The organism is Streptomyces sp. NBC_01465, from assembly GCF_036227325.1.
Lineage (GTDB): Bacteria > Actinomycetota > Actinomycetes > Streptomycetales > Streptomycetaceae > Streptomyces.
The window spans coordinates 5,479,291-5,499,623 of sequence record NZ_CP109467.1 but is presented as its reverse complement, the minus strand read 5'-3'; the positions used below and the strand labels follow the sequence as shown (position 1 = coordinate 5,499,623).

Annotated in this window: 17 protein-coding genes; 8 read left to right on the top strand and 9 right to left on the bottom strand. The window is 70.3% G+C overall.

Features of this window, described 5'->3' with window-relative positions; all coding sequences use genetic code 11:
* Positions 1–45: 45 nt before the first annotated feature.
* A complete protein-coding gene (locus OG707_RS25950; protein ID WP_329122320.1) occupies positions 46–1,110 on the top strand; it encodes a LacI family DNA-binding transcriptional regulator in 1,065 nt (354 codons plus the stop codon).
* On the opposite strand, the gene OG707_RS25945 is transcribed toward OG707_RS25950, so the two are convergent.
* Entirely contained in the window at positions 1,107–2,090 is a 984-nt protein-coding gene (locus OG707_RS25945; RefSeq protein WP_329122319.1) for an acetylxylan esterase, read from the bottom strand. The two genes, OG707_RS25950 and OG707_RS25945, sit on opposite strands and share 4 nt — an antisense overlap.
* A gap of 233 nt (positions 2,091–2,323) precedes the next feature.
* Between OG707_RS25945 and OG707_RS25940 the strand changes: the two genes are divergently transcribed.
* From OG707_RS25940 to OG707_RS25925, 4 genes are read left to right on the top strand one after another with little or no spacing between them, the layout of a single operon-like run.
* Complete coding sequence (locus OG707_RS25940) at positions 2,324–3,574, top strand: sugar ABC transporter substrate-binding protein (protein WP_329122317.1); 1,251 nt, start codon at positions 2,324–2,326, stop codon at positions 3,572–3,574.
* Between the two features lie 5 nt (positions 3,575–3,579).
* Positions 3,580–4,563, top strand: a complete 984-nt coding sequence (locus OG707_RS25935; protein ID WP_329122315.1) for a carbohydrate ABC transporter permease — start codon at positions 3,580–3,582, stop codon at positions 4,561–4,563.
* Positions 4,560–5,396: a carbohydrate ABC transporter permease gene (locus OG707_RS25930; RefSeq protein ID WP_329122313.1), complete on the top strand. Its 837-nt coding sequence runs from the start codon at positions 4,560–4,562 to the stop codon at positions 5,394–5,396. The genes OG707_RS25935 and OG707_RS25930 overlap by 4 nt, the downstream gene beginning before the upstream one ends.
* A gap of 58 nt (positions 5,397–5,454) precedes the next feature.
* The gene (locus OG707_RS25925; RefSeq protein ID WP_329122311.1) at positions 5,455–6,657 is read left to right on the top strand and encodes a glycoside hydrolase family 1 protein; all 1,203 of its coding nucleotides are present in this window, start codon (positions 5,455–5,457) and stop codon (positions 6,655–6,657) included.
* 166 nt (positions 6,658–6,823) lie between these two features.
* Here the strand turns inward: OG707_RS25925 and OG707_RS25920 are convergent, their stop codons facing one another.
* Positions 6,824–7,882 (bottom strand): hypothetical protein, encoded by a 1,059-nt coding sequence (locus OG707_RS25920; protein WP_443071500.1) that lies wholly within the window; start codon positions 7,880–7,882, stop codon positions 6,824–6,826.
* A gap of 140 nt (positions 7,883–8,022) precedes the next feature.
* On the opposite strand from OG707_RS25920, the gene OG707_RS25915 reads away from it, so the two are divergent.
* Both OG707_RS25915 and OG707_RS25910 read left to right on the top strand, forming a co-directional pair.
* Positions 8,023–10,137 (top strand): TPM domain-containing protein, encoded by a 2,115-nt coding sequence (locus OG707_RS25915; protein WP_329122310.1) that lies wholly within the window; start codon positions 8,023–8,025, stop codon positions 10,135–10,137.
* 58 nt (positions 10,138–10,195) lie between these two features.
* Positions 10,196–10,921, top strand: coding sequence for a PspA/IM30 family protein (locus OG707_RS25910; protein ID WP_329122308.1), 726 nt, complete (start codon positions 10,196–10,198; stop codon positions 10,919–10,921).
* A 143-nt stretch (positions 10,922–11,064) separates the two neighbouring features.
* Here OG707_RS25910 and OG707_RS25905 read toward each other — a convergent pair whose 3' ends face one another.
* The 6 genes from OG707_RS25905 to OG707_RS25880 form a co-directional block, all read right to left on the bottom strand.
* The gene (locus OG707_RS25905) at positions 11,065–13,584 is read right to left on the bottom strand and encodes a SpoIIE family protein phosphatase (protein WP_329122306.1); all 2,520 of its coding nucleotides are present in this window, start codon (positions 13,582–13,584) and stop codon (positions 11,065–11,067) included.
* Between the two features lie 182 nt (positions 13,585–13,766).
* On the bottom strand, positions 13,767–14,171 hold the full coding sequence (locus tag OG707_RS25900) for an ATP-binding protein (RefSeq protein WP_329122303.1): 405 nt from the start codon (positions 14,169–14,171) through the stop codon (positions 13,767–13,769).
* 117 nt (positions 14,172–14,288) lie between these two features.
* On the bottom strand, positions 14,289–14,693 hold the full coding sequence (locus tag OG707_RS25895) for a (deoxy)nucleoside triphosphate pyrophosphohydrolase (protein ID WP_329122301.1): 405 nt from the start codon (positions 14,691–14,693) through the stop codon (positions 14,289–14,291).
* A 34-nt stretch (positions 14,694–14,727) separates the two neighbouring features.
* Positions 14,728–14,907, bottom strand: coding sequence for an SPOR domain-containing protein (locus OG707_RS25890; RefSeq protein ID WP_329122299.1), 180 nt, complete (start codon positions 14,905–14,907; stop codon positions 14,728–14,730).
* Positions 14,908–15,046: 139 nt separating this feature from the next.
* Positions 15,047–16,759: a purine-cytosine permease family protein gene (locus tag OG707_RS25885; protein ID WP_329122297.1), complete on the bottom strand. Its 1,713-nt coding sequence runs from the start codon at positions 16,757–16,759 to the stop codon at positions 15,047–15,049.
* Positions 16,760–16,923: 164 nt separating this feature from the next.
* Entirely contained in the window at positions 16,924–17,676 is a 753-nt protein-coding gene (locus OG707_RS25880) for a GntR family transcriptional regulator (RefSeq protein ID WP_329122295.1), read from the bottom strand.
* A 178-nt stretch (positions 17,677–17,854) separates the two neighbouring features.
* On the opposite strand from OG707_RS25880, the gene OG707_RS25875 reads away from it, so the two are divergent.
* Complete coding sequence (locus OG707_RS25875; RefSeq protein ID WP_329122294.1) at positions 17,855–19,168, top strand: glycoside hydrolase family 18 protein; 1,314 nt, start codon at positions 17,855–17,857, stop codon at positions 19,166–19,168.
* 49 nt (positions 19,169–19,217) lie between these two features.
* Here OG707_RS25875 and OG707_RS25870 read toward each other — a convergent pair whose 3' ends face one another.
* Entirely contained in the window at positions 19,218–20,321 is a 1,104-nt protein-coding gene (locus tag OG707_RS25870; protein WP_329122292.1) for a threonine synthase, read from the bottom strand.
* Between the last annotated feature and the right edge of the window lie 12 nt (positions 20,322–20,333).

The following is a 20,333-nucleotide window of genomic DNA, read 5'->3' as shown; positions in this document are numbered from 1 at the left end:
GAGATCCTCGCAGCGCGTTTCCCAGAGAACTAGGCGGTTGATCGGGTGAGCTCAGCCCCCACGGTGTACGACGTCGCCGAGCAGTCGGGCGTCTCCATCGCGACGGTGTCGCGGGTCTACCGCAACCCCGACTCGGTGCGGCAGCAGACCCGCGACCGCGTCCTGGCGGCCGCGCGCGAGCTGGGTTACGTACCCAGCGGGAACGCGCGCGGCCTGGCCAGCAGAACGACGGGGGTCCTCGGCCTCTGCTTCCCCGACTACGCGGACCCGGCCACCGAGACCGACTCGGGCGACGAGCCGGACGACGACGCGGCGATGCTCTACTCCGACCAGATCATCCGGGGCATGGAGCGGGCCGCACGCCGCCACGGGTACGCGCTGCTGATCGCCGCCTCGCTGCAGGGCGGGCCCGAGAGCCTGGTCGCCAAGGTGGCCGGGCGGGTGGACGGGTTCGCCGTACTGGCGCGGACCGTGCCGACCGAGGAGCTGGACGTCATCTCGCGACGGCTGCCGGTGGTGATGCTGGCGGGGCCGCGCGAGAGCGATCAGCTGGACCATCTCGACCACATCGAGGTGGCCAACGCGGACGGGCAGCGCGAGCTGACCCGGCACCTGGTGGAGGACCACGGGCTGCGCAGGCTGGCGTTCGTGGGCGCTGAGGAGGACTCGCCGGACGTACGGGCGCGGTTCGCCGGATACCGCGAGGCGTGCCTGGCGGCAGGTCTTCCCGTACGCGACGAGCCCGATCTACGGGCCACGCTGATGACGCAGGCCGAGGGGTCGCGGGCGGCCGACGCGCTGCTCGACCGGGGCGGGGAGCCGCTGGACGCCATCGTCTTCGCCAACGACCAGATGGCGGTGGGCGCCCTGCACACGCTGGAGCGGCGCGGGGTGCGGGTGCCGGAGGACCTGGCGGTGACCGGCTTCGACGGGATCCCGCTGAGCCGCCTGGTGCGGCCCGCGCTGACCACCGTCCGCCAGCCGATGCGCAGGATGGGCGAGGAGGCGGTGGACCTGCTCGTGCAGCGGCTGGGGACGGGGCGCGGCGGCGATCCGGTGTCGCTGATGCTGCCGGTGAGTGTGGCGCGGAGGGGCAGCTGCGGCTGCTAGGCCTCGCCGTCGGTCAGGTGCTGGGCGAAGAAGCCGGCCCGCGCCTCGGAGAGGGCCTTGAGCTCGGTCTCCGTACCGTCGTGGTCGAAGTGGCCGGCCTGCAGGATGTGCGGCTGCGGTGAGCCCGGCGGCAGGGCGTTGTATACGGCGAACTGGCCCGGCGGCGGCACCGCGGGGTCGAAGAGCGCCGGTGCCACCAGGGTCGGGATCTCGATCAGGGTCGCGGCGCTCGCCGCGTCGAAGTACCGGAGTACGTCGGTGACTTCGGGGTGTGTGCGGTGGTACGTCCGTACGGACTCCCCGCTGCCCGTGCACGGCAGCGTGAGCCGCAGCGGGTGGTTGCCGAAGGTGGGGACGGTCAGCTGCGCGGCGCCGAAGCGGTCGTCCCAGGGGAGCGCGAGGGCGCCCAGGCCGCCGCCGAAGCTCCCGCCCGCGTAGCCGAGTGCGCCCAGGCCGGGGACGAGTTCGCGCAGGGCCGAGGCCGCGCACCAGAGGTCGGCCACGCAGTCGCCGATGACGTACGTGTCGCGCGAGGCGATGCCGTGCAGGACGTGGCCGTCCGCGACCGAGGGGATCTCCGGGACCAGGCCCCGGGTGCCCATGCCGCGTACGCAGGGCAGCAGCGCCGCCGAGCGGGGCAGCGGGAGGGGGACGTCGGGGCCGGCCTGGTCGCGGCCCCCGTAGCCGTGGCCGATGACGAAGCCGTGCTCGGCGGGGCCCTCCGCGGGCAGGACCAGCCAGCCTCCCAGGCGGACTTCGCCCACCGAGAGATACGTCACCTCGAAGATCCGTACGCCGTCGCGCTCCTCGACGAGAGCACCCACCTCCGGGGCCGTCTCCACCGCGCGGGCGGCCTCGTACCGGGACTGCCAGAAGGCGCCGAAATCGGCGGGCGGGGCGGGTGCGGGTATCCGCAGAAGCTCCTCCCGGGTCCGGCCGTAGGTGGGGTCGAAGGGGAATTCGTGTGCGAAGGCAGGCATGGGCGGGACCTTAGCGGAGCGGCCGGTGGCAGCCCCTGCGGGGAGCGGAATGCATCACATCGGCCCCTAAGGTGCAAACAGGTCATTTACCGTTCATCTACAGGCTGTCCCGTTACGGGAGTGTGACCAAGACCCCCCTTGCGGTTTCCGAAGCGGCTGCCACAGAGTGATGTATGCGCTTACAGACAGCGCATACATCAGGGATGTCAGGGAAGCTCAAGGAGGAGCCCTCCATGCACCGCACCGCCAGACTCGCTTCGGTCGCCGCCATCGGGCTCGCGTCGGCACTCACGCTCACCGCCTGCGGAAGCTCCGGTGGTGCGGACGTCGCCGCCGACAAGAAGCAGACGCTGACCGTCTGGGCCATGGGCGCCGAGGGCGAGAAGCTCGGGGACGTCGCGAAGGCGTACAACAAGACGCACCCGAACATCACCATCAAGGTCACCCCGGTCGGCTGGGACGTCGCGCACCAGAAGCTGGTCGCAGCGGCCGCGGCGGGAACCCTGCCGGACGTCGCGCAGATGGGCGGGAGCTACATGGGCGAGTTCGCCGACATGGGCGTGCTCGAGCCGGTGGACACCAAGACCTTCAAGCAGGGCGACTTCTTCCCGGCGGCCTGGAACCAGGGCGTCGTGGACTCCACCGCGTACGGCGTGCCGTGGTACGTCGACACCCGCGTGCTCTACTACCGCACCGACCTGGCGGAGAAGGCCGGCATCACCAAGGCCCCCGCCAACTGGTCCGAGATGGAGAAGCTGGCCGACGCGTACCAGAACAAGGCCGGCACCAAGTGGGGGCTGAACATCCAGCCCAGCGGCCTCGACACGGTGCAGAACTTCTACCCGTTCCTGTACTCGGCCGGCGGCGCGATCGTCGACGACAGCGGCAAGAAGGCCGTCTTCGACAGCCCCGAGACCGTCAAGGCGCTGAAGGAGTACGGCTCGTACTTCGACAAGGGCCTCGCCAAGAAGAGCGTCCAGCCCGGCTACGACGTCATCAAGGACTTCGGCAACGGCTCGGTCCCGATGTTCTTCGGCGGCCCCTGGCAGACCGGCCTCATCAACGACGGCCAGCCGCAGCTGAAGGGCAAGTGGGCCGTCGCCAAGATCCCCGCGGACAAGTCCTCGGTCTCGATGGCAGGCGGCTCCAGCCTGGTGATCTCCAAGGACAGCGAGCACAAGGCCGCCGCCAAGGAGTTCATCACGTACCTCACCGACACCAAGGGCCAGTCGGACTGGTTCCAGCGGTCCAAGGACCTCCCGGCCAACACCGCGGCCTGGAAGTCAGGTGACCTCGCCACCGACCCGAGCCTGAAGATCTACGGCGAGCAGATGGCGAGCGCCAAGACCTCGCCGCCGCTGGCCAAGTGGACCGAGATCACCTCGAAGGTCGACTCGGCCATCGAGTCGGTCACGCAGGGCAAGTCCTCCGCCGAGGACGCGGCCAAGAAGGCGCAGTCCGAGATCGAAAGCCTCCTGGGTTAACCATCATGAGCACCACGACCGGAGCGGCCGCCGAAGTGGCCGCGTCACAAGGCGCACCGGGGAGCAGCGACTCCCCGGGCGCCGGGTCCCGGCGGGCCAAGAAGCGCTCCATGGGAGTGCAGAACGTCTCGGGATGGCTCTTCTCGACGCCCTTCCTCGTCCTGTTCACCGTCTTCATGGCCTTCCCGATCGTCGCGACGCTCCTCATGAGCTTCACGGACTTCGGAGCCCGTAACGTCACCGATCCGCTGAGCGCCAAGTTCATCGGCTTCGAGAACTACACGAAGCTGTTCAGCGACGAGCAGTTCCTCAAGTCGCTGTTCAACACGGCGTACTTCGTGGTCGTGGGCGTCCCGCTGACGATCGTCCTGGGCCTGGTCGTCGCCGTCCTGCTGAACAACGGCATCGACCGTGCTCGGACCTTCTTCCGGGTCGGCTTCTACGCACCCGTCGTCACCAGCATCGTCGCGGTCGCCGTCGTCTGGCGCTTCGTCCTCGACCCGTCGGACGGGCTGATCGCCGGCCTGTTCTCCGAAGTGGGGCTCACCGGGCCCGACTTCCTCGGCAGCGAGACGCTGGCGATGCCCTCGCTGATCGCGATGGCGGTCTGGCGCAACCTCGGCACGGTCATGGTGCTCTTCATCGCAGGACTGCAGGCCGTCCCCACCGAGGTACGGGAGGCGGCCAAGCTCGACGGGGCCGGGGTGTGGCAGGAGTTCCGCCGCATCACCGTCCCGCTGCTGCGACCCACGCTGCTGTACGCGACAGTCATCACCACCATCGGCTACCTCAATGTCTTCGAGGAGCCGTTCGTGATGACCCAGGGCGGGCCCTCGGACTCCACCCTCACCGTCTCGCTGGACATGTACCGCCAGGGCTTCAACTTCTTCCACATGGGCTATGCGAGCGCGATGGCGTACGTCCTGTTCGTAGTGATCATGGGAATCACGGTGCTCCAGCTCCGACTGCTGAAGGACAACACCAAATGAGCACCGTGCGGTTCAACCCGAAGAAGTCCCTGGTCTACGTCCTGCTGTCGGCCGGACTGCTGGTCATGGCCGCCCCGTTCCTGTGGATGGCGCTGTCCGCCTTCAAGACCGACAAGGAGCTCTCCGCCTCCCCGCCGGTCTGGCTGCCGACCGACTGGACCCTGAGCCACTTCTCCCAGCTGCTCGACAAGCTGGACATGCCGCTCTACTTCATGAACTCGGTGGTCGTGGCCGTCCTGGTCACCGTCTGCAACCTGGTGTTCTGCTCGATGCTCGGGTACGCCCTGGCCAAGCTGAAGTTCACCGGCCGCAACAAGATCTTCGCGCTGGTCCTCGGTGCGCTGATGGTTCCCGGCAACCTCATGCTGCTGCCGCTCTACGTCCTGATGAGCAAGCTGCAGCTGATCGACACCTACGCCGGTCTGGTGCTGCCGTTCGCGGCCGGTGCCTTCGGGGTCTTCCTGATGCGGCAGTTCATGCAGTCGATCCCCGACGAACTCCTCGAAGCGGCCCGGATGGACGGCGCCCGCGAGTGGTACATCTTCTGGCGGATCGTGATGCCGCTGGTCAAGCCGGCCCTCGCCACGCTGTCGATCATCACCTTCCTGGGGTCCTGGAACAACTTCGTCTGGCCGCTGATCGCGACCAACAGCCCCGACAAGTACACGCTGCCGGTCGCCCTGGCCACCTTCGCCACCGATCCCAACCAGTCGGCGGGCTCCAACGGAATGCTGATGGCCGGGTCCCTCCTGGTCGTGCTTCCGGTGCTGCTCCTCTTCGCCGTACTGCAGCGGCACTTCACGCAGGGCATCGCCACGGCGGGCATGAAGTAGCCCTCCCGGCCCTCACCCCCTCCCCCACACTTTTCGTTCGTACGAGAGAGAACTCGCGATGACGCACGCCTCGACCCGCTTCCCCGACGGTTTCCTCTGGGGGGCCTCGACCGCCGCCCACCAGATCGAGGGCAACAACATCAACAGCGACTGGTGGCGCAAGGAGCACAGCGGCACCGACCAGGTCCAGGAGCCCAGCCTGGACGCCTGCGACAGCTACCACCGCTGGCCCGAGGACATGGACCTGCTGGCCGAACTCGGCTTCACCGACTACCGGTTCTCCATCGAGTGGGCCCGTATCGAGCCCGCCGAGGGCCACTTCTCCGGCGCCGAGATCGCCCACTACCGGCGCATGGTCGAGGGCGCGATCGCCCGCGGGCTGCGGCCGATGGTGACCCTGCACCACTTCACCGTGCCGCGCTGGTTCGAGGACCGCGGCGGCTGGACGGCCGAAGGGGCCGTCGAACTCTTCGCCCGGTACACCGCCGCCTGCGCGCCGGTCATCGGCGACGGCGTCCCGTACGTCTGCACCATCAACGAGCCCAACATGATCTCCGTGATGGCCGGTCTCGCGAAGTCCGGCAACGTCGGCTTCCCGCCGGCCGGGCTGCCCGCCCCCGACGAGGAGACCACCGAGGCGATCATCGCGGCCCACCACGCGTCGGCCCGCGCGGTGAAGGCGATCGACCCGTCGATCCAGGTCGGCTGGACGATCGCCAACCAGGTCTACCAGGCCCTCCCCGGCGCCGAAGAGGTCACCGCCGCCTACCGCCACCCCCGCGAGGACGTCTTCATCGAGGCGGCGCGCGGCGACGACTGGATCGGCGTCCAGTCCTACACCCGCACCAAGATCGGACCCGAGGGGCCGATCCCGGCGCCCGAGGACGTCGAGCGGACCCTGACGCAGTGGGAGTACTACCCCACCGCGGTCGGCCACGCGCTGCGGCACACCGCCGAGGTCGTCGGCCCCGACGTACCCCTGATCGTCACCGAGAACGGCATGGCGACCGCCGACGACGCACGCCGCATCGACTACTACACGGGCGCGCTCGGCGAGGTCGCGGCCGGCCTGGAGGACGGGCTCAACATCCACGGCTATCTCGCCTGGAGCGCCCTCGACAACTACGAGTGGGGATCCTTCCGCCCCACCTTCGGGCTGATCTCCGTCGACCCGAAGACCTTCGAGCGCACCGCCAAGCCGTCCGCGGTCTGGCTCGGCGGGCTCGGCCGCACGCGGGAGCTTCCCCGCTCGGCCGCGTAACACCGCGCGTACTGCCCCCATCAGTACGCACGCGATCACACCCCAGAACCCGGGAGCCGGCGGACACCTGACATCCGCCGGCTCCCGTTCGCATGCACCGCGTCGACTGTTCATGCCTTGGATACACCGCTGCTCGCGGATCGGTTCCACCCTGCGCGCCCTCGAGCTAGCTCCAGCCCTTCTTGTACGCCGTCCAGTCGGACTCCGTCGCCGCGAAGTCCACGTACAGCGCGACCCCGAACCGCTCGCGCCCCCGGTCCGTGCGCCCCAGCGCCAGCCGGGCGCCCCGGATCGCGGCCGCCGCGGTCTCGGCGGAGGCCGTGTGGCCCCACTTGTCCTCGTGGAAGAAGGGCAGCCCCATCAGCAGATCGACGTCCTTCGGCGTGACCTCCAGGGCCAGGGCCGTCTGCTGGGCGACGTACCCGCCGTACAGGCTCTGGACCGGCATCGAGGTGTCGTACGACATCACCGCGATCTGGTCGACCCGCTCCGCCACCTGCCCGAAGAACTTCTGCGACCACCACTTCTCGTGCCCGGAGAAGACCCCCGCGAACGAGTGGAGCCCGGGGAGCGGGTCGATCTGGTGCGAGGCGACGGAGAGCTGGGCGCCCCGGGAGCGGGTGAGGGCGTGCAGGGTGTCGAGCAGCGCGAGGTAGTCCTGGTCGTCGGAGTGCAGCGGCTCCAGGTCGAAGTGGGCGCCTTCGAAGCCCGCGTCCAGGACCTGGCGGGTCGAGGCGACGACGGCGCTGCGCGTGGCCGCCTCGCTCAGCTTCATGCCGTCGGGCGACTCGGTGGCCAGTACGTCGCCGAGCCAGGCCTGCACCCGTACGCCGGGGATCTTCCGGTGCACCGTGTCGAACAGCCACTTCGCCTTCGGGTACAGGCTCGCGGGCAGGGTGCCGTTGTGTTCCAGCGGGCCCGTGTGGACATAGAGGTCGCGGATGCCCGTGCCCCGGATCCGGTCCGCGAAGGCGTCCACGTCCGCTTCCGTCTTGCGGCCGTCGACCCACGCGTGGCCGAGCCAGATCGCGTCGCGGCCGCGGGTGCGGGTGCCGTCCTTGTAGTCGCCCGCGTATTCGATGCGCAGGGCCGTCGCGGCGGCGATCACGGGGACCAGGATCACCAGGACCAGCGCCAGTGCGATGCGCTTGGGCCACTTCAGACGCGGGCTCCCCAGGCGTGTGCGTATCGCCTGCAGACGCGGGCTCCTCAGCCGTGCCCGTATCGCTGCCGGTGCCTTCACCCGTGCCGCCCCTCGTCCGCCGTACCGTGATCGCCAAGACTGCGGGCAGTGGCATTCCGGTTCCCGCGGCCGAGTAGCGGGGGCGCAAATGCCGCCATAAGCTCCCCAATGTGACGCCGCCCGTGAAGTCAGACCGGCCGCACATACCCGGCTGGGCCGCCGTTCTCGTCGCCGCTTTCGTAGCGGTCTGCGGGCTGGTCCTGCCCGCGCCGGCCCCCGCAGCCCGTGCCGATTCCCCCATCACGCTGTCCACCGACGGTCAGATCACCGACCGGGTGGGCGCGCTGCGCGACCGCAAGCCCGAGGTCGTGAAGGCGCTCGACGCGCTCTACGACGACCACCGGATCCAGCTCTTCGTCGCGTACGTACGGGACTTCTCCGGGCAGTCCGCGCAGAGCTGGGCCGACGCGACCGCCACCAAGAGCGGGCTCGGCCAGAACGACCTGCTGCTCGCGGTCGCCACCCACGACCGCCAGTACGCGTACTCGATCGGCAGCCAGACCACCGCCTTCACCTCTTCCCAGCTCGCGGACGTCGCCCAGACGGCGATCGTCCCCGCGCTGAAGCAGAACGACTGGGCGGGGGCGGCCATCGGCGCCGCCAACGGCTACAGCGCGGTGCTCTCCGGGACGCCGATCCCCACCCCGACCATCACCCCGGGCCCCGCGGACCCCGGCGGATCCGCGTCGGACGAAGCGGGCTCCGCAGCCGATGTCATCGTGCCCGTCGTCGCGGTGGGCGGAGCCGGAGCGCTGGCGGCCTTCGCGTACACCCGGCGCAAGAAGCGCGCGGGGACCCGGACCACGCCGGGCGGCGGGGGCGGCTGGGGCGGTCCCGCCGAGCCGGCGCCGATGCCGCTGCCCGAACTCGACGCCAAGGCCAAGCAGCTCCTCGTCGACACGGACAACGCGATCCGTACCAGCGACGAGGAACTCGGCTTCGCCGCCGCCCAGTTCGGGGACGAGGCGGCGCAGCCCTTCAAGGACGCGGTGACGTACGCGAAGGGCGAGCTGACCGCGGCGTTCCGCATCCGGCAGAAGCTGGACGACGCGTTCCCCGAGGACGACGCGACCCGCCGGCAGATGATGGACGAGATCGTCAGCCGCTGCGAGGAGGCGAACCGCCGGCTCGACGCGGAGTCCGAGAGCTTCGACCGGCTGCGCGCGATGGAGCAGAACGCCCCGCAGGCACTGGAGCTGGCGGAGTCGACGTTCCGGCAGGTCACCTCGCGTACGGGAGCGGCCGAGACCGCGCTGGCGACGCTCGCCCAGCAGTACGCGCCCTCCGCTTCGGCCCCCGTGACCGGGCATGTCGAGCAGGCGAAGGACCGGCTGCTGTTCGCGACGACCAACCTCAACCAGGCGCGCCAGGCGGTCGACGCGGGCGACAACGGCAAGGCGGCCGTGTTCGTACGGGCCGCCGAGGGCGCCGTCGACCAGGCGGGCACGCTGGTGGACGCGGTGGACCGGCTCGCGGGCGAACTCGGCGAGGCAGACGGCCAGTTGGCCGGTGCGCTGACCGAGACCGAGACGGATCTGGCCGATGCGCGCGGGCTGCTGCAGGGCACGGGGGCCGATGTCTCCACCGCCGATCTGCAGGGGCGGATCGCGCGGGCGGAGTCGGTGGTCGGTGACGTACGGCAGGAGATGGCGGCCGGTCCGTACGACCCGATCGACGCGCTGCGGCGCATCGAGGAGGCGGACGCGGTCCTGGACGAGGCCCTGGCCGGGGCGCGCGAGCGGGAGGCAGGGACCCGGCGGGCCGCGGCACTGCTGGACCAGGCGCGGCTGACGGCGACCAGTTCGCTGGGGGCCGCGGCGGACTACATCACGACGAACCGGGGCGCGGTGGGCAGCCAGGCCCGCACCCGCCTGGCGGAGGCACAGCGCCACCTGGAGAACGGGCTGGCCCTCGCCGCGACGGACGCGCAGGCCGCGCTGGCGGAGGTGCAGCAGGCGGACGCGCTGGCCCGGCAGGCGCAGAAGCTCGCGCAGCAGGACGTACAGGGCTACGGCGGCGGGGGCATGGGCGGCTTCGGCGGAGGCGGGGGCATGGGCGGCGGTGGAGGCGGCGGGATCGGCGGCGCGGTGCTCGGCGGGATCATCCTCGGCGGGCTCTTCGGCGGCGGTGGCGGCCGGGGCGGCGGCTACGGCGGAGGCGGCTTCGGGGGCGGCGGGCCCGGGAGCTTCGGCGGTGGGGGCACGGGTGGGCGGATGGGCGGAGGCGGCCGCTTCTGATCCTTCCGCCGGTTCCTCGCAGCTCCCGTAACTCCCTTTACGTACAAGGAGAAAGACCATGTCGCAGAAGCAGACCATTTTCGGGCGAGTGAGCCAGCTCGCCAAGGCCAACATCAACGCGCTCCTCGACCAGGCCGAGGACCCGCAGAAGATGATCGACCAGCTGATCCGCGACTACACGAACAACATCGCGGAGGCCGAGCAGGCGGTGGCCACCACCATCGGCAATCTGCGGCTGATGGAGCAGGACCACACGGAGGACGTGGAGGCGGCGAAGGAGTGGGGCGGGAAGGCCCTGGCCGCGTCCAAGAAGGCGGATGAGCTGCGGGCGGGCGGTTCGGCGGCCGACGCGGACAAGTTCGACAACCTGGCGAAGGTCGCGCTGGGGCGGCAGCTGCAGTCCGAGAAGGAGGCGAAGACGGCGGAGCCGACGATCGCCTCGCAGACGGAGGTCGTGGACAAGCTGAAGACGGGCCTCGACCAGATGAAGGTGAAGCTGACGGAGCTCCAGGGGAAGCGGGACGAACTGGTGGCGCGGGCGAAGTCGGCGCAGGCGCAGAACACGATGATGGACGCGGTGAAGAACATCAACGTCCTTGACCCGACGAGTGAGTTGGGGCGGTTCGAGGACAAGGTGCGGAGGGAGGAGGCGAAGGCGATGGGGAAGCAGGAGTTGGCGGCGTCGTCGCTGGATGCGCAATTTGAGCAGCTGGACTCTCTGGGCGACGGGGCCGAGGTGGAGGCCAGGCTGGCTGCGCTGAAGTCGGGGGCTGCGAACGGCTGACCCCGCCCCGGGGCTCTGCCCCGGACCCCGCGTGGTTTTGCGCCTAAACCGGCGCCGCTCTCGCGGAGGTGGTTGGCATGGGTGGGGGTTGCTCAATGGCCGCTTGCGGTGCGTTCGGATGCGACACCGAAAAGCCCCCACCCCTAATACATGGCGAGCAATTGGTCCGCCGTGAGCTCCGCCGGGGCCTCGTCCCCCTCCGGCAGCGCCAGCTCGAACCACACCGTCTTGCCGCGCGGGGTCCGCCTAGATCCCCACGCCGCGCTCAGCAGCCCCACCAGCTGCAGCCCCCGGCCCCCCTCGTCCGTGTCCCGCGCCCGCCGCCGCCGCGGCTGCACCAGGCCCGCGTCCCAGACCTCGCAGACCAGCGTCCGGTCCCGCAGGAGCCGCAGCCGGATCTCGCCCTCGCCGTACCGCAGCGCGTTCGTCGCGAGCTCGCTCACCAGCAGTTCCACCGTGTCGACCAGCGACTCCAGGCCCCAGCTCTCCAGCTGCCGGCGCGCCAACTCCCGTGCCCGGCCCACCGACTTCGGCTCCCTCGGCAGCGTCCAGTCGCCCACCGCCTCCGCGGGCAGGCCCTGGATCCGCGCCATCAGCAGTGCGATGTCGTCCTCGCCGTGGCCGGTGTCGAGCGTCGTCAGTATGTGGTCGCAGACGTCCTCCAGCGCCGGTACGGGATCCGCCAGCGCGCCCCGCAGCTGCGACAGGCCCTCGTCCAGCGGATGCTCCCGCGACTCGACGAGGCCGTCCGTGTAGAGCGCGAGCAGCGCGCCCTCGGGGAGTTCGACCTCGACCTCCTCGAAGGGTTCGCCGCCCACCCCCAGTGGCATTCCGGGCGGTACGTCCAGGAGCAGCGGCTCCTCCCCCGGTTCCACCACCAGCGGCGGCAGATGGCCCGCGTTGGCGAACGTGCAGCGGCGGGTGACCGGGTCGTAGACCGCGTACACGCACGTCGCCAGATAGACCTCCGACAGGTCCGCCTCCCGCGACTTGTGCGCGGCCCGCGAGGCCTGCTGCGTGCCGCCGGGGGCGCCGAGACCCCGCGCGATCTCGTCCAGCGCGGAGAGCACCTCCGCCGGCTCCAGGTCGAGCAGCGCCAACGTCCTGACCGCCGTACGCAGTTCACCCATCGCGACCGCGGCCCGCAGCCCGCGCCCCATCACGTCCCCGACGACCAGCGCCGTCCGGTGTCCGGGCAGCTCGATGACGTCGAACCAGTCGCCGCCGACCTCGGTCTCCATGTTGCCCGGCAGATAGCGGCAGGCGATGGTGAGTCCGGCGGCCTCCGGGTCGCCGGGCGGCAGCAGGGACCGTTGCAGTATCAGGGCGCGTTCATGCTCGCGCCGGTAGAGGCGGGCGTTGTCGATACAGACGGCGGCCCGCGCGGCCAGCTCCACGGCGAGCGCCCGGTCGCGCTCGCCGAAGGGCTCGCTCCCCTTCGTACGGGCGAACTGCACCAAGCCGACCACCGTGTCGTGCGCGACCATCGGCACGGCGAGCGTCGACTGCACCAGGCTGCCTTCCGCGCCGGGCACGGACTGCAGCTGCGCCTCGCGCAGGGCCTTCGCGTAGGGCGAGACGAACGCGTAGCGGTGGACGGCACCGAGCGGGGGCGCCGCGCCCTCGTCGCCGTTGCCGACCTCCAGCGGCCCGTCGGAGACGGCGCTGGCGAAGGCGACGCGGCGCAGCTCGGCGGAGCCGTCGGCGTGGCCGGGGCCGGCCTCATCGCCGGCGAGGAGGCCCTGGTAGAGGTCGACCGCGGCGAGGTCGCAGAAGCCGGGGACGGCGACGTCGAGGAGTTCGCGGGCGGTGGTCTCCAGGTCGAGGGAGTTGCCGATGCGGGCGCTGGCCTCGTTGAGGAGGGCGAGGTTGCGGCGGGCGTTGGCGGCCTCGCGGGCGGCGACATGGCGGCGGGTGACGTCCGTGCCGAGCCCGGCGACCCCGATGGGGCGGCCGGCTCCGCTGTGGACGCGGTAGAGGTTGACCGACCAGTGCCGGTGGTCGGTGGAGCCGGGGGCGGTGCCCACGAGCTGGAGGTCGGTGACGGGCTCGCCGCTCTCCAGTACGCGTCTGAGCGCGGCGGTCATCCGCTCGGCCTCGGCGGGTGCGAGGTAGTCGTGGACGGTACGGCCTCGGTGCTCGTCGACGTCGCCGCCGAAGAGGGCGGCGAAGCGGCTGTTGGCGCGCTGCACCGTGAGGTCCATCCCGAACAGGAGGAAGCCGAAGGGAGATTGGCCGAAAATCGCCTGCGAGGAGGCGAGGTCGGTCTCGATCTGCCGGAGCACCCTGACGTCCACCACGATGCACACCGCGCCGCGCCGCCCGCTGGGGGTCTCGCTCGGCATGACGTACAGCTCGGCGACTCCGTGCGCGTGGTCCTCGCCCGGCATCCGGAACGGGACCAGACCCGTCCACTCCTTGCCGTCGAGGATCTCCGCGACCCTGCCGCGACCGCGTCCGTGCAGTTCGGCGGGCATGAAGGCGTCCACCGGATCCTTGCCCACGGCATCGCGTGCGGCCACGCCGAAGAGCTCCTCGGCCCGGCGGCTCCACTGCTCCACCAGTCCGTCGGCCCCGATGGAGAAGGAGGCGACTCTGATGTAGTCGTAGATCGAGCCGGGCGGGCTGCTCTGCCACACGACGTCGCCCGCCGTGTCAGGCATCCCAGTAGTCCCAGGTATCTCGCTCACGCGACCGTCCCCTCCAGCTCAAGCACACCGGACCGGCCTTGGACCGCAGTATTCAGCACTACGGCCCCGGCAGGCACGGTGTTCACGATCACAGCACGGTCTCAGTCCCTTTCGGACAGCCGCGACGCGTGATCGCACTCGTCCCACCCCGTCTACTAACCAGGCTGGGCCAGCTCGAACCACACCGTCTTGCCCGTTCTCCCGCGACGGGTCCCCCAGCGCTGTGCGGAACAGGCCACGAGCTGCAGTCCCCGGCCTCCCTCGTCGTCCGGTCCCGAGCTGCGCTCACGGGGCGGATCCGGAAGCGGATCGGAGACTTCCACCAGCAGATCGCCATGATCCAGGCGTACGAGACGGACACCGATCGGGCCCGACGCGTACCGCAGCGCGTTCGTGACCAGCTCACTCACCAGAAGGACCGCGACATCGCCGAAGGCCGGAAACAGACCCCAGGTGTGCAGGGCGTCGCGTACGGCATGACGTGCGACGCGTACGGCATCGGGCTCAGCAGGAAAGGTCCACTCGGCGCAGTCGCCTTCGGTGTCGATCACGCCGACCACTTCCCAAGACCAGCAATGGACCTGAGTCCTATTTCGGGGGGTTAATCACCAGATACCCGATATCAGCGCTCAGCTATCGGGCCATATGGCGCACAGTGTCACGATCGGCGCATTGCGTCAGTCGTGCGCCCCCTCCGCGAGCCGTCGCGCGGCCTCCTTCACGGCGGGCCGGTCCAGCTCCAGCCAGTCCACGGAGTCGATCTCGTCGGGGCCGAGCCAGCGCAGTGCGTCGTGGTCCTCCAGCGGCTGCGGCTCCCCGGACAGGAGCCGCGCGGTCCACACCTGGAATACGTAGCCGGGCTTCAGGGGCCATTCTCCGGGGATGCGCTCGACGACCTCGGACTCGATGCCCAGCTCCTCGCGCAGCTCCCGTACGAGGGCCTCCTCGGGGCTCTCCCCGGGCTCCACTTTCCCGCCCGGGAGCTCCCAGCCCCCGGCCAGCTCGGGAGGCGCACTCCGGCGCGCGGCCAGCAGCCTTCCCCGGTCGAAAAGAGCTCCGCCCACGACGACACGATCAGTCATGGGCGGAGCTTACTGAAGCGGGGTGCGAGCGGGGCTAGCGCGCGATCTGACCGATGCGCTCGACCCAGTAGAGCTGCTTGTGGCCCCGGTCGTCGAGGCTGTCGGCGACCTTGTCGGCCTCGGTCTTGGTGGCGTAACGGCCGACGCGGTAGCGGTTGCCGTTGTCGTCCTGCCGTATCACCAGCCAGGGCAGGAGGACGTCACTGTCGTTCATCGCACGGCCCCGTCCGCCGGAGTGCAGGTCAGTAATGATCCCCAGGAAACCTCACTACGCATATGCCCGAGCGTACGCCTGACCTTTACTGAGCGGATACGACTTTGCACAATGAGGTACGCATCCGGCCATGGGGCTCTCAGGCGGTGCGGACCGGGATCGTCGGTACCGGCATCAGGACCGGGCCCGCGGACTGATCGGTGCGGCAGACGTCGCCGCACGTCGCGTCCAGCGAGCAGCAGAGCGAGCAGATCGGGCCCGACTGGACCGGGCAGTCGGCGACGTCCGGGAGCTCGTAGTCGGTGTCGCAGACCGCGCAGGTGTGGGTCGCGGTGATGTCCTCGACGTCCACGTCGGGGCCGTTCACCGGGTTGGGGCGGGCCAGGTAGTACTTGCCCTTGGTGGCCCAGGCGATCAGCGGGCAGAGCGTGACGGCGAGGCCTGCGGCGATGAAGGTGGAGAAGGCTTCCGCGTACTCGCCGAAGACTCCGAAGAACGCGATGATCGAGACGGTCGACGCGACCACCATCGCACCGAATCCCGCCGGGTTCACGGCGTAGAGGTAGGCGCGCTTGAACTCGATGTACTTGGGGCTCCAGCCGGCCCGCTTGTTGATGACCAGGTCGGCGGCGACGGCCGCGATCCAGGCGATGCCGACGTTGGAGTAGAAGCCGAGCAGCTTGTTGAGGGCCGCGAACATGTTCATCTCCATCAGCGTCAGCGCGATGGCGAGGTTGAGGAAGATGTACCAGACCCGGCCCGGGTGCTTGTGCGTGATGCGGGAGAAGAAGTTCGACCAGGACAGCGAGCCGCTGTAGGCGTTCGTCACGTTGATCTTGATCTGCGAGACGATGACGAAGATCGCGGCGGCGGGGAGCCCGAAGGAGCCGAGCCAGGGCTTGAGGGCCTCGATCTGCGGGGCGATGGGCTCCAGCGCGTGGGTCTTGCCGACCGCTTCGAGCGCGGCGAAGGCGAGCAGTGCGCCGCCCAGCTGCTTGGCCGCGCCGATGATGACCCAGCCGGGGCCCGCGGCGAGTACGGCCAGGTTCCACTTGCGCTTGTTCGCCTCGGTCTTGGCGGGCATGAAGCGGAGGTAGTCGGCCTGCTCGCCGATCTGCGCGATGAGGGAGAGGGCGACGCCGGTGCCGAGCCCGAAGCCGATCCAGGAGAAGCCCGAGCCCGCGCCCTCCGTGCCGCCGAAGGAGGAGAAGGCGGAGAAGGTGTCCGGGGAGTGGAAGGCGAGGACCAGGAAGGGCAGGACCATGCCGATCAGCCAGATGGGCTGGGTCCAGGCCTGCACCTTGGCGAGCGCGCCCATGCCGCGGAAGACGATCGGAATCACGATCAGGGTCGTGATCAAGTAACCGAACTGGACCGGGAGTCCGACGGCCTGGTGCATGGCCTGCGCCATGATCGAGCCTTCGAGGGCGAAGAAGATGAAGGTGAACGAGGCGTAGATGAGCGAGGTGAGCGTCGAGCCGAAGTAGCCGAAGCCGGCGCCCCGGGTGAGGAGGTCCATGTCGACGCCGTACTTGGCGCAGGCGCGGGCGATCGGGATACCGGTGACGAAGATGATCGTCGCGGCGCAGAGGATCGAGGCGAGTCCGCTGGTGAAGCCGTACGTGAAGACGATCGAGGCGCCGATCGCGAAGTCCGCGAGGTAGGCGATGCCGCCGAGCGCGGTCGAGGCGACCATCGTCGGGGACCAGCGCCTGAAGGAGTGCGGCGCATAGCGCAGCGAGTAGTCCTCGCGGCTCTCGTCGGCGGCGAGTTTGGCGTAACTGCGCTTGGTCGGCGGCTCGCCCGGCGGGGCTTCGGTGGTGGCGCTGCTGGGCGTCGCGGTGTCCGTCATCTGCGGCTTCCCGTTCGTCGTCGGTCTCCGGGGTGCGGGTACGGACGAGAAGGTAGGAGCCGGACATGACAATTTGTTGCAACCGGTGATTGCCCCGAAGTTACGTGACGGGCGCGGGCGTTAACTCGCGATCACGCGGGGCGGACAGAGCGTCCGCCCACCGGTCACTTGACCGGCAGGTGGTATGCGATCCGGTACCGGTCGGCGGGGACAACGATGTCCGCCGTCTCCACCGGGCGTCCCGAGGCGTAGTACGTACGGCAGATGACCACGACGACATGGCCCGGCACCCCGCCCAGGGTCAGCAGCTCCTCCGCGAGGCCGGGACGGGCACCGACCTCCTCCACCACGTTGTCCACGACCAGGTCGATCGCCGCCATGCGCTCGACCACGCCGCAGCCGCCGAGCGGGCCCTCCTCCGGCAGCATCACGGGCGTGCGCCCGGTGACGGCGAGCGGCTCGAAGGAGGTGGAGAGCATCATCGTCTCGCCCGCGTCCCGGAAGACGTACCGCGTGCGCATCACCCGGTCGCCCTCCTTGATGCCCAGGCGCAGCGCGATCTCCGTACTCGCCTCGTCCTGTTCGCTCCTGGACTCCCAGGTGCCGCGCGCGGCCTCGTCGGCCTGCTCCTGGCGGAAGGGCGAGGCGCCGGCGGCCAGCCGGTATCCGGAGCGGGCGACGCGGCGCGGGACGGGGCGCTCGCGCACATACGTGCCCGATCCGGAGCGGCCCTCGACGAGGCCCTCGGCCATCAGGACCTTGCGGGCCTCCAGGGCGACCGTGTCGGAGACCCCGTACTCCTCGCGGATGCGCGCCTGGGACGGGAGTCGGGTGTGCGGGGGCAGCGATCCGTCGGCGATCTTCTGCCGGAGATCGCTGGCAACGCGCAGATAGGCCGGCTGCTCACCGAATGTCACGAACCACTCCCCGTAATTTGACGGACAGCAACAGCCTGACAACCGGCGGTCGTCGACCGCAAGCGAGGGCCAGAGTTTCACCCGAAGTGATGACACGCCTTTTCAGGAGGGCCTGTCGCGGGTATGGATGCCCGCTCAGCTCTTGACCTCCTCTGGTCCAGACCAATACGTTCCGCGCATGCCACGAAACCGTCGAAGAACCCTCCTCGGAGCGGCAGTTGCCGCCTGCTCGCTCTCCCTCCTCACCACCCTCGCCCCCGCCGCACAGGCGCACGGCGGGGACCACCGGCCCTCGTACAAGCGCGTCGGCTACTTCACCCAGTGGGGCATCTACGGGCGGAACTACCAGGTCAAGGACCTCGACACCAGCGGTCAGGCCGCCAACCTCACGCACATCAACTACGCCTTCGGAGGCGTGAATTCCGCAGGCCTGTGCACCTCCGCCGACTCGTGGGCGGACTACAGCCGCCCGCTGGACGCGGCGACCTCCGTGGACGGCACGGCGGACACCGCCGAGCAGCCGCTCGCCGGAAACTTCAACCAGTTGCGGGAACTGAAGGCCAAACACCCGGGGTTGAAGGTGCTGCTCTCGCTGGGCGGCTGGACCGGTTCGGCCCACCTGTCGGACGCGGCGCTCACCCCCGCCTCCCGCAAGGCGTTCGTCTCCTCCTGCATCGACCTCTTCATCAAGGGCAACCTGCCGGTGGACGGGGCGCGCGGCGGAGCCGGCGCGGCGGCCGGGCTCTTCGACGGGATCGACCTCGACTGGGAGTGGCCGGGCTCGGAGGCCGACGCGGGGACGGTGCACCGTCCCGAGGACAAGCAGAACCTGACGGCGCTGGTCCACGAGTTCCGTACGCAGCTCGACGCGTACGGCCGCACCCAGCGCCACCACAAGCACTACGACCTGTCCGCCTTCGTGCCGACGGCCCCCGCGAAGATCGACGCGGGTTACGAAGTGCGCAAGGTGATGCGGGACTTCGACTTCGTGAACCTCCAGGGGTACGACTTCCACGTCTCGGGCGAGACGACGACCGCCCAGCAGTCCGCGCTCTTCGCGAAGAACGACTTCAGCGTCGACGGCACCGTCGACTCCTGGCTGCGGCGCGGCGCACCGGCCCGCAAGCTCGTGGTCGGCATGCCGTTCTACGGGCAGGGCTGGACGGGCGTCACGGGCGGCGGCGACGGGCTGAACCAGCCCGCAGCCGGACCCGCACCGGCGACGTGGGCCAACGGGACCGAGGACTACAAGGCGCTCAAGACGCTGGCCGCCTCGGGTACGTACAAGCTCTACCGGGACCGGACGGGCGGCAGCGCGTGGCTCTTCGACGGGACGACGCTGTGGACGTACGACGACCCGCAGGTGCTGCGGACGAAGGCGGAGTACGTGCGCCATCGCGGCCTGGGCGGGGCGATGTTCTGGTCGATGGACGGCGACACGAGCACGGGTGAGCTGACCGCTGCGGTCGACCGGGGGCTCGGCGGGCGGTGACGCCCGGCGCGGGGGCGGGCGGGGGTCGACCGGCCCGCCTCCGCGTGGTTTATGCCAGGCCCGTCTTCAGCCCCGCCCCGCACAGCGGGACCACGGCCGTGCGGTCGCCGAGGGCGCCCGCGCTCGCCGCCGCCCAGCACGCCACGCCCGTCGACTCCACGAAGAGGCCTCGGGACGCCAAGTCCAGTTGGGCGGCCCGGATCTGATCCTCCGTCACCGTCAGGAACGTACCGCCCGACTCCCGTACCGCCGCCAGGATCTGGCGGGCCCTCGGCGGGCGCGGGATCGCGATGCCCTCCGCCAGGGTGGGGGCCGTCGGGGTCTCGGGGAGCAGGTCGTCCGCACCCGAGTGGAACGCCGCCGCCAGCGGCGAGACCGCCTCCGCCTGGACCGCGTACAGCGCCGGGCGTGACGCGATCAGGCCGTGTGCGTACAGCTCATTGACCGCCAGGGATGCGCCGAGGAGCAGCGTGCCGTTGCCGACCGGCACCACGATCACCTCGGGGAGCGTGCCGCCGCGCTCCTCCCACATCTCGTAGACGTACGTCTTCGTGCCGTGCAGGAAGTACGGGTTGTAGACGTGCGAGGCGTAGAAGACGCCGGGGGTGTCCGCCGCCTTGCGGGCCGCCGTCGCCGTGGCCTCCCGGTCGCCGTCGACCAGTTCGAGGTCCGCGCCGTGCGCCCTGATCTGCTCGATCTTCTTCGGGGACGTCGCGCCGGGGACGTAGACCGAGCACGGCAGGCCCGCCCGCGCGCAGTACGCCGCCACCGCCGTGCCCGCGTTGCCGCTGCTGTCCGCGATCACGCGCCGAGGGGCGAGGCGGCGGGCCAGCTCCGCGAGCATCACCGCGCCCCGGTCCTTGAAGGAGAGCGTGGGCATGAGGAAGTCGAGCTTGGCGGAGACCGTGTCGGTGAGCGCGACGAGCGGGGTGCGGCCTTCGCCGAGCGAGACGGAGGGGGCGGAGAGCGGGAGGGCTTCCTCGTACCGCCAGAGCGAATTGACGCGCTCCGGAAGGGACTTGAGAGGTACGGGGGCGGTCTCCCACTCCAGGTCCCAGGGGCCGCCGCACTGCGGACAGCACCAGGGTGCGGCCGCCTCCACCGGAGCGGTGGAGGCATCGGCGGGGCAGCGGTAGCGAGGCGTCGTCGTCATCCTCGAAGCCTG